Source organism: Thermosipho sp. 1244, assembly GCF_018588215.1.
Classification (GTDB): Bacteria; Thermotogota; Thermotogae; order Thermotogales; family Fervidobacteriaceae; genus Thermosipho; species Thermosipho affectus.
The window spans coordinates 61,381-62,696 of record NZ_LNGA01000017.1; the positions used below are offsets into that span (position 1 = coordinate 61,381).

Annotated in this window: 1 protein-coding gene; it reads right to left on the reverse strand. The window is 31.6% G+C overall.

Annotated elements, in window-relative coordinates:
• Positions 1 to 103 precede the first annotated feature (103 nt).
• Complete coding sequence (locus tag AS157_RS04640) at positions 104 to 583, reverse strand: hypothetical protein (protein WP_077289962.1); 480 nt, start codon at positions 581 to 583, stop codon at positions 104 to 106.
• Positions 584 to 1,316 lie beyond the last annotated feature (733 nt).

Sequence of the window (1,316 nt, forward strand, 5' to 3'; positions counted from 1 at the left end):
GTCTTCTTTATCCCTTAGCACCATAATATTGGTAATTCACGTGATTTGAACATATCAAGTTTTTCTTTGAAAAAGCCTACTTTCTTATATTTTTACAAAACTTTCAAAAGTAACGTCTTTTTTTATTTTTCATCATAACAAAAATTATGTTCTTTTTATTCAGCGGATGTACTAATACAAGTATTAGTAAATATATTATTATCCATTTTAGCCCTTTGTTAAGTACATCCCTGTTTCCGTAAAATATGTAAAGTATCACAGACCAGATCACTGTCGTTATACAAATGTATTCGATGAAAATTGCAAATATCCAACCAGCTCCCCTACTTCTATTCATTTTTTCATTCTTGAAGATAACCTCTATGCCAGTAGCTAAGTAAATTAACATTATAGTCCAAACAATTTTTATCCACAAAGGAGCATTTCCATCAGGAGATGCGGTAGGTAAATTTGCTTTTTCAATTATCAAATACATATCAAACAGAGAAAGAATTACTGCAAAAATAGATGTACCTTTGAAATTCAAACATTTTTCAACAAACCAAATAGAAGGTTTGAAAAGCAAATTATTTTCCATGTGCATAATCTACCGCCTTCGTCACAAAACTTTCTAAACGATCGTCAAGCATTAGTTTTCGCACTATCCCTCCAATACACTATTTCCTAAATAAAATTCTTTTTTTGTTTAATGGATGAATTAGTATAACAATTGCCATGAAAAGAAAGTATATTATGACTCTATATACAACATCTCCCTTACCTGCAAAGAGAAAGAGCTGAATATTTGTGAAATTTGGAATCTCATATATAAAAATCACGGAGAAAAATATGGCTCTTTTTTTACTAATATTCTTTTTCTCTATGTAAATATCCATCGGATAACCGATGTACAATATCCAAATAATAATAAGCAGGATTTTTTGATAAATATTCAAATGTGGTATATCATATCCGAAAATAGGGTACATGTTAGTGAATTTATAAAGGTAAATAACATCAAACAATGTAAACAATAAGTATGTCCATATTTTGTTTTCTACATCGATAAAAGTATCGAAGAAAAATCTTGCGTGATTTAATACAAGTCTAAGAATTTTCCTCAACCATATCACCTTCCATGAGCATAGTCTACAGCTTTTAGGAGAAAGTTCGTGATGCCAATACCTGAAGCGCCACTTGCTGCTCCTATTGCAAACTTAGTTATTGTTTTAGTTGCAGACAGTCCACCAGTTGCCACAGTCAAAATACCAGATAGCCCAATCTGAAATAGAGGACTCTGCACTACTTTCCTATCCGCCTGCCAAGCTTTGGTGGTT

What these genes read in the sequence shown, in the direction of transcription:
- AS157_RS04640 (WP_077289962.1), bottom strand. Translation starts at nt 583, where the DNA reads ATGCACATGGAAAATAATTTGCTTTTCAAACCTTCTATTTGGTTTGTT.